Annotated in this window: 2 protein-coding genes; both read left to right on the top strand. The window is 74.8% G+C overall.

The annotated features are described in order from the left end of the window. Positions 1-2,491: type I polyketide synthase (locus UO65_RS38635; protein WP_035283730.1), on the top strand; the 2,491-nt coding region annotated here is incomplete at its 5' end. A 205-nt stretch (positions 2,492-2,696) separates the two neighbouring features. Next, positions 2,697-9,353, top strand: a 6,657-nt coding sequence (locus UO65_RS17190) for a type I polyketide synthase (RefSeq protein ID WP_035283732.1), incomplete at its 3' end; no start/stop codon positions are given.

The following is a 9,353-nucleotide window of genomic DNA, read 5'->3' on the forward strand; positions in this document are numbered from 1 at the left end:
CGTGCGCGGCACCGCCCTGCTGCCGGGCACCGCGTTCGTGGAGCTGGCCCTGCGGGCGGGTGACGAACTGGGCCTGCCCGTGCTGGCCGACCTGACCATCGAGGCGCCCCTGCTGCTCCCGGAGGACGGCGCGGTCGACCTGCGGGTCACCGTCGACGCCGAACACCGCGTCGAGGTGCACTCGCGCGGCGCCGACGAGACCTGGACCCGGCACGCCTCGGGTGCGCTGGCCGAAGCCGTGCCCACCCCGGCCGTCGACCTGGTCGAGTGGCCGCCCCCGGGGGCGGAGCCGCTGCCCGTGGACGCCGCGTACAACGACCTGGCCGTGCGCGGCTACGAGTACGGCCCCGTGTTCCAAGGGCTGCGCGCTGCCTGGCGCCGGGGTGACGAGGTGTTCGCCGAGGTGGCGGTCGACGCCCCGGTGGCGGGGTTCGGGGTGCACCCGGCGTTGCTGGACTCCGCCCTGCACGCCCTCGGCCTCGACGGCGGCGACACCGTGCGCCTGCCGTTCGCCTGGTCCGGGGTGGCCCTGCACGCCGGGGGCACCGCCACCGCCCGGGTGCGCATCGCCCCGGCAGGCGCCGACGACACCGTGTCCGTGCTGCTCACCGACACCACTGGGAACCCGGTGGTCACGGTGGACTCGCTGGCCCTGCGCGAGGTCGACCCGGCCCGCCTGGCCGCCGCCCGCCCGGCGGACTCCCTGCTGCGGCTGGAGTGGACCCCGGTCCCCGCACCCACCGCCGCACCCGGCGCGTGGGCCGCCCTCGGGGACTTCCCCGGCGCCACAACCGTCCCCGACCTGACCGCCGTTCCCCCGGGCACCGACGCCGTCTTCGCTGTCCTGCCCGAGTACCCCGACGACCCGGCCGCCCTGCCCGACGCCGCCCGCGCGGCCACCGGCTGGGCGCTGGACCTGCTGCGCACTTGGCTGGCCGACGACCGGAACCCGGACGCCCGCCTGGTCGTGGTCACCCCGGCGGGCACCGGCCCGGCCGCCGCCGTGCGGGGGCTGGTGCGCTCCGCCCAGTCCGAGAACCCCGGCCGGGTGGTCCTGCTCGACACCGACGCCCGGCCCGACCCGGCGACCTCGGCCGCCGCCCTGGCCTCGGGCGAGCCGGAACTGGCCTGGCACCGGGGCACCCTCACCGCGCCCCGCCTGGCCCGCGCCACCGCCACCCCCGCCACCCTGCCCACCGACGGCACCGCCCTGATCACCGGGGCCACCGGGACGCTGGGCGCGCTGGTGGCCCGGCACCTGGTGGTGTCGCACGGCGTGCGGAGCCTGGTGCTGCTCAGCCGCAGCGGTGCCGCCGCGGCGGGTGCGGCGGAACTGGTCGCGGAATTGCGTGGGCTGGGCGCGCGGGTGGAATTGGCCGCCTGTGACGCGGCCGACCGGAATGCGGTCGCCGGGGTATTGGCGGGTATTCCGGCGGATGCGCCATTGCGCGCTGTGGTGCACGCCGCCGGGGTGCTCGATGACGGCCTTGTCACCGCGATGACCCCGGAACGGGTCGACGTCGTGTTCACGCCGAAGGTCGACGCCGCGGTCGTATTGGACGAGTTGACGCGGAACAGCGATCTCGCGGCGTTCGTGGTGTTCTCCTCCGCTGCCGGAGTTCTCGGCACTGCGGGGCAGGGCAATTACGCTGCCGCGAATGCCGTGGTCGACGCCATCGCGGTGCGCAGGCGGGCGGAGGGGTTGCCCGCGGTGTCCCTGGCGTGGGGTTTCTGGGAACAGCGCACCGGGCTCACCGGCGCGCTCAGCGACACCGACGTGGCTCGAATGGCCCGCGGCGGGGTCACCGGCCTGTCCCCCGAGGAGGGCCTGGCCCTGTTCGACGCCGCGCTCGGCGCCCCCGACCCGGTCCTGGTGCCGCTGCGCCTCGACCGGGCCGGGCTGCTGGCCGACGGCGTCGCCGTCCCGCCGCTGCTGCGCGGCCTCGTCCGGGCTCCCGCCCGCCGCGCCGCGGGCTCGGCCACCGGGGCTGACCAGCTCACCCGGCTGACCGCCCTGCCCGCCGAGGACCGGCCCGCCGCCGTCCTCGACCTGGTGCGCGGCCACATCGCCGGGGTCCTCGGTTTCGCCGGGCCCGAGGCCGTCGAACCGCACCGCGGCCTGCTCGACCTCGGGTTCGACTCGCTGACCGCGGTGGAACTGCGCAACCGGTTGGGCGCCGCCATCGGCACCCGCCTGCCCGCCACCCTGGTGTTCGACCACCCCAGCGCCGCCGAACTGGCCGACCACCTGCTCACCCGCCTGCCCGACCCGGCCGGGGCGGCGGCGGGCGGCGACGGGCTGGCCGCGCTGGAGGCCAACGCCGACACCCTCGACCCCGAGGAGCGCCGCCGCACCACCGCCAGGCTGCGCGCCCTGCTGGCCCGGCTGGACGCGGCGGGAATCGAAGCCGACAACGTTTCCGAAAAGCTGGAATCGTCTTCCGACGACGACCTGTTCGCATTCATCGACAACGATCTCGGCGTTTCCTGACAAACAGCAGAACAACGGCCCGGCCCCGGTGGGGTCGGGCCGTTCGCGTGTGGGCACGGGCCATAGGGGGAGGCCCTAGGGGTTGTAGACCCCAGGGGTCGACCATAGCGTTGGCCGAGCGGAAATAGCGCCGATTTCCCCTCGTCCGGTGATCAGTCCCGCGCGGGCGCACCAGTGGTCCACGTCCTCGAAGAGGTTGCGTCAGATGCAGAACGAGCAGAAGCTCCGCGACTACCTCAAGCGGGTCACCAACGATCTGCACCAGACCCGCCAGCGCCTGCGGGAGCAGGAGGAGCGCACCCACGAGCCGATCGCCATCGTCGGCATCGGCTGCCGCTACCCCGGCGGGGTGGCCTCCCCGGAGGACCTGTGGCGGCTGGTCGCCGACGAGCGCGACGGCATCGGCCCGTTCCCCACCGATCGCGGCTGGGACCTGGAGCGGCTCTACGACCCGGACCCGGACAACCACGGCACCCTCTACACCCGCGAGGGCGGCTTCCTGCCCGACGCCGCCGACTTCGACCCCCTGTTCTTCGGCATCTCGCCCCGCGAGGCGCTGGCGATGGACCCGCACCAGCGGCTGCTGCTGGAGACGTGCTGGGAGGCCGTCGAGCGCGCGGGCGTCGACATCGAGGACCTGCGCGGCAGCCGGACCGGCGTGTTCGCGGGCGTGATGTACCAGGACTACGCGTCCCGGGTGGACCAGGCCCCCGACGACGTCGAGGGCTACCTGGGCAACGGCAGCGCCGACAGCGTCACCTCCGGCCGCGTCGCCTACACCTTCGGCCTGCGCGGCCCCGCCGTCACCGTGGACACCGCCTGCTCGTCGTCGCTGGTTGCCCTGCACCTGGCCGTGCAGTCGCTGCGGCAGGGCGAGTGCGACCTGGCCCTGGCCGGGGGCGTCACCGTCATGTCCACCCCGGGCACCTTCATCGAGATCAGCCGCCAGCGCGGCCTGTCGGCCGACGGCCGGTGCAAGGCCTTCGCCGAGGCCGCCGACGGCACCGGCTTCTCCGAGGGCGCGGGCGTGCTGCTGGTCGAGCGGCTGTCGGACGCCCTGCGCGCCGGGCACCCCGTCCTGGCCGTCGTGCGCGGCACGGCGGTCAACCAGGACGGCGCGTCCAGCGGCCTCACCGCCCCCAACGGCCCGGCCCAGCAGCGGGTCATCGCCGACGCCCTGGCCGCCGCCCGGCTCACCCCGGCCGAGGTCGACCTGGTCGAGGCGCACGGCACCGGCACCACCCTGGGCGACCCCATCGAGGCGCAGGCCGTCCTCGCCGCCTACGGCCAGGACCGCGCCGAACCGCTGTACCTGGGGTCGGTCAAGTCCAACCTGGGCCACACCCAGGCCGCCGCCGGTGTCGCGGGCATCATCAAGGTCGTCGGGGCGATGCGGCACGGCGTGCTGCCCCGCACCCTCAACGTCGACCGGCCCACCACCGAGGTCGACTGGTCGGAGGGCGCCGTCGAGCTGCTGACCGAGGCCCGCCCGTGGCCGGAGGTGGACCGGCCGCGCCGGGCCGGGGTGTCGTCGTTCGGCATCTCCGGCACCAACGCCCACGTCATCATCGAGCAGGCCCCCGAGGTCCCCGCCGCGCCGGTGGCGGCAGGCCCGGCGCCGTGGCTGGTGTCGGCCAAGACCGAGGCCGCCGCCCGCGCGCAGCTCGACGCCCTGCGCGGTGTTCCCGAGGACCCGGCCGACGTCGCCTGGACCCTGTCGCGGCGTTCGGTGTTCCCGTACCGGGCGGTCGCGCTGCCCGGTGACCCGGCTGTCGAGGTGCACAGGGCCAAGCCGGGGGAGCGCGTGGTCTTCGTGTTCCCGGGTCAGGGTTCGCAGTGGGTTGCGATGGGGCGGGAGCTGCTGGATTCCTCGCCGGTGTTCGCCGCTTCGGTGGTGGAGTGCGAGGAGGCGTTCGGGGAGTTCGTCGACTTTTCGGTGACGCACGTCCTGCGCACTGGTGAGTCGTTGGAACGCATTGACGTTGTGCAGCCGGTGCTGTTCACGATGATGGTGTCGCTTGCGCGGGTGTGGCAGTCGTTCGGTGTTGTTCCGGCTGCGGTGGTGGGTCATTCGCAGGGTGAGATCGCCGCCGCATATATCGCCGGGGGTTTGACGCTGCGGGATGCGGCGCGTGTGGTGGCTTTGCGGTCGAAGTTGTGGCTGACCCTGTCGGGCAAGGGTGGGATGGCGTCGGTTCTCGCCCCGGCGGATCAGGTGCGGCAGCGGATCGGCAAGTGGTCCGATGTGCTGGCTGTGGCGGCGGTGAACAGCCCGGGATCGTGTGCTGTTGCCGGTGATCCGGCCACTTTGGATCTGATGGTGGCCGAGTTCGAGGCCGAGGGCATCAGGGCTCGGCGGATTCCGGGTGTGGACACGGCTGGGCATTCGCCGCAGGTGGATGGGTTGCGGGAGCAGTTGTTGGCGGACATGGCCCCGGTTCGTCCGACTGCTTCGCTGGTTCCGTTTTTCTCCACGGTGACGGGTGAGTTGTTCGACACCGCTGGGATGGGTGCTGAGTACTGGTACCGGAACATGCGGGAGCCGGTGGAGTTCGAGGCGGCGTTGCGTGCGGCGTTGCCGGGTGCTGCTGTGGTGGTGGAGGTCAGTCCGCACCCGGTGTTGGCGGTGGCGATTTCCGAGGTGATCGAGGACGCCGCCTGCGAGGCCGGGGTTGTCGGCAGCCTGCGCCGCGATGAGGGCGGTCTGGATCGGGTGGCGCGCAGCCTGGGGGAGGCGTGGGCCCACGGCGCCCCGGTGGACTGCGGCACCGCCATCCCCGCCACTCGTCTGGTCGACCTGCCCACCTACCGGTTCCAGCGGCAGCGGTACTGGCTCGACGCCACCGCCGCCCCGAGCGCCGCCGACCCCGCCGACGCCGCCTTCTGGGCCGCCGTCGAACGCGGCGACCTCGACGAGCTGTCCACCACCCTGGCCGTCGACGCCGACTCGCTCGGCACCGTGCTGCCCGCCCTGTCCACCTGGCGCGGACGCAGCCGCGACCGCTCCGCCGTCGACGGCTGGCGCTACCGCGTGGCCTGGCAGCCACTGGCCACCACCGAAACCGCCCCCACCGGTACCTGGCTCGTAGTCGTGCCCGAGGGCACCGCCGACGAGGGGTGGTCGGCCGCCGTGCGCGACGCCGTCGGCGACGCCGTGGTGTGCCCGTGGGACGCCGCCACCGCCGACCGCGCCGCCCTGGCCACGGCGATCACCGCCCTGGGCACCGACTTCGCCGGGGTGGTCACCACCCTGCCCCTGGACACCCGCCCGCACCCCGACCACCCGGCCGTCCCCGCCGGGCTCGCGGGCGCGCTCACCCTGCTCCAGGCCCTCGGCGACGCGGACGTGGCCGCCCCGCTGTGGCTGATCACCTCCGGCGCCGTGTCCGCCGTCCCCGCCGACCCGGCCGCCGACCCCGCCCAGGCGCAGGTGTGGGGCCTCGGTCGCGTCCTCGGCCTGGAGCACCCCACCCGCTGGGGCGGCCTGGTCGACGTGCCGCCCACCCCCGACGCCCGCGCCACCGCTCGTCTCGGCGCCGTCCTGGCGGGCGTGGGCCACGAGGACCAGCTCGCCGTGCGCGCCCCCGGCACCTACGTGCGCCGCCTCGCCCCCGCCCCGCTCGGCGACCGCACCCCGCAGGCCGCGTGGACCCCGCGCGGCACCACCCTCATCACCGGCGGCACCGGCGCCCTCGGCGGCCACGTCGCCCGCACCCTGGCCGAGGCGGGCGCCCCGCACCTGGTGCTCACCAGCCGCCGGGGCCGCGCCGCCGCCGGGGCCGACGAACTGGCCGGGGAGCTGACCGCCCTCGGTGCCCGGGTCACCGTCGCCGCCTGCGACGCGGGCGACCGCGACTCCCTGGCCGCCGTCCTCGCCGACATCCCCGCCGACCTGCCGCTGACCGCCGTCGTGCACGCCGCGGGTGTCGGCGACGTCGCCGCCCTGGCCGACACCACCCTGGACGAGGCCGCCGCGGTCATCGCGGGCAAGGCCGCGGGCGCCGAACACCTCGACGCCCTGCTCGGGGACACCCCGCTCGACGCGTTCGTGCTGTTCTCCTCCAACGCGGGCGTGTGGGGCGGTGCGGGCCAGGGCGCCTACGCCGCCGCCAACGCCCACCTCGACGCGCTCGCCGAGCGCCGCCGGGCCCAGGGCCGCACCGCCACCTCCGTGGCGTGGGGCCTGTGGGGCGGCGGCAGCGGCATGGCCGACGCCGACGACGAGGCGTACGTGCAGCGTCGCGGCCTGCGCCCGATGCCGCCCCGGCTGGGCGTGGCCGCCCTGCTGCGGGCCGTCGAGCACGACGAAACCTTCGTCGCCGTCGCCGACGTCGACTGGGCCCGGTTCGCCCCCGCCTTCACCTCCGCCCGTCCCCGGCCGCTGATCGAGGACCTGCCCGAGGTCCGTGCCGCGCTGGCCGACACCACCGCCGACGCGGGCACCGCCGCGTCCGCCCTGGCCGAACGCCTGGCGGGTGTGCCGGAAGCCGACCGGCGCGCTGTGGTGCTCGACCTGGTGCGCGGCGAGGCCGCCGCCGTGCTCGGCATCGCCGACCCGGCCGAGGTCGCCCCCGACCGGGCCTTCCGCGAACTGGGCTTCGACTCGCTGACCGCCGTCGACGTGCGCAACCGCTTGGGCGCCGCCACCGGCGTGCGGCTGCCCACCACCCTGGTCTTCGACCACCCGACCCCGGCCGCGGTCGCCGACCACCTGCTGGCCGTGGTGCTCGGCGACGGCCCCGCCGCCACCGCCGTGGCCGCGGTCGCCGCCGACGAGCCCATCGCCATCGTCGCCACCGCCTGCCGCTTCCCCGGCGGGGTCACCTCCCCCGAGGACCTGTGGGAACTGGTCTTCTCCGGCCGCGACGCGGTCGGCCCGTTCCCCACCGACCGGGGCTGGGGCGACGACCTCTTCGACCCGGACCCCGGCCGCACCGGCAAGACCTACGCCGCCGAAGGCTCGTTCCTCGACGGCGCCGGGGCGTTCGACCCGACCTTCTTCGGCATCTCCCCGCGCGAGGCCCTGGTGATGGACCCGCAGCAGCGGGTGCTGCTGGAGGCGTCCTGGGAGGTCTTCGAGCGGGCGGGCATCGACCCGTCGACCCTGCGCGGCACCGCGACCGGCGTGTTCGTCGGCGCCACCGCCCAGGGCTACGGCTCCGAGGCGTACCGCACGCCCGAGGGCGCCGAGGGCTACTTCATGACCGGCAGCCAGACCGCCGTCGTGTCCGGCCGCGTGTCCTACACCCTGGGCCTGGAGGGCCCGGCGGTCACCGTCGACACGGCGTGCTCCTCGGCCCTGGTCGCCCTGCACCTGGCCGCGCAGTCGTTGCGGCAGGGTGAGTGCGGCATGGCGGTGGCCGGTGGTGTGGCGGTGATGGCGACCCCGGCGGCGTTCCTGGAGTTCAGCCGCCAGCGCGGCCTGGCCGCCGACGGGCGGGTCAAGGCGTTCGCCGAGGCCGCCGACGGCACCGCCTGGGGCGAGGGTGTCGGACTGGTGCTGCTGGAGCGGCTGTCGGACGCCCGCCGCAACGGGCACCGGGTGTTGGCCGTGGTGCGGGGTTCGGCGGTGAACCAGGACGGCGCGTCGAACGGGCTTTCCGCGCCGAACGGGCCGTCGCAGCAGCGGGTGATCCGACAGGCGCTGGCCAACGCCCGTCTGTCCACTCAGGACGTCGATGTGGTGGAGGCGCACGGCACCGGCACGACCCTGGGTGACCCGATCGAGGCGCAGGCGCTGCTGGCCACCTACGGGCAGGACCGGGAAGAGCCGCTGTACCTGGGGTCGGTGAAGTCCAACATCGGGCACACCCAGGCCGCGTCCGGCGCGGCCGGGCTGATCAAGGCCGTGCTGGCGCTGCGCCACGGCGTGCTGCCCAAGTCCCTGCACATCGACCAGCCGAGCACGCACGTCGACTGGTCTGAGGGCGCGGTCGAGCTGCTGACCGACAACCGGCCGTGGCCCGAGCTGGACCGGCCGCGCCGGGCGGCGGTGTCGTCGTTCGGGGTGAGCGGCACCAACGCGCACATCATCCTGGAGGGCGTCCCCGCCGACGAGCCGGTGACCGGCCCCGCCGTGCCGGTGGTGCCGTGGGTGGTCTCCGCCCGCACCGCCGCCGCGCTGCGGGCGCAGGTCGAGCGGTTGGCGGAGGCCGCTGCCGACCCAGAGTTGGACCCGGTGGCGGTGGCCTCGGCGCTGGCGCTGGGGCGGCAGCGGTTCGACCACCGCACCGTCGTGGCGGGCACCTCGCGCGACGAGCTGGTCGAGGCCCTGCGCGCCTCCACGGGCAGCGTCGCGGGCACCGGCCGCACGGCGTTGGTGTTCACGGGTCAGGGTTCGCAGCGGCTTGGCATGGGTCGTGAGCTGTATGAGACGTATCCGGTGTTCGCCCAGGCGTGGGACGAGGTCACGGCGCACTTGTCTATTCCGGACTTGCCGGTTGAGGACACAGGTTTCGCGCAGCCTGCGATCTTCGCGTTCGAGGTTGCGATGGTGCGGTTGTTGGAGTCGTGGGGTGTGCGGGCGGATGCGTTCGTGGGTCACTCCATCGGCGAGTTGGCTGCCGCGTACATCGCTGGGGTGTGGTCGCTGGAGGATGCCTGCAAGCTGGTCAAGGCTCGTGCGTCGCTGATGCAGGCGCTGCCCAGGGGCGGCGCGATGGTGGCGATTCCGGTTGCCGAGTCGGAGATCGAGCTGCCCGGGGGCGTGTCGATCGCTGCGGTGAACGGCGCGGAGTCGGTTGTTATTTCCGGTGATGAAGACGCTGTGCTTGCTTTGGCGGCGCGGTTCCCCCGGTCGAAGCGGCTGAACACCAGTCACGCGTTCCACTCCGCGCACATGGAGCCGATGCTGGCGGCGTTC

This window comes from Actinokineospora spheciospongiae (assembly GCF_000564855.1).
Taxonomy (GTDB): Bacteria; Actinomycetota; Actinomycetes; order Mycobacteriales; family Pseudonocardiaceae; genus Actinokineospora; species Actinokineospora spheciospongiae.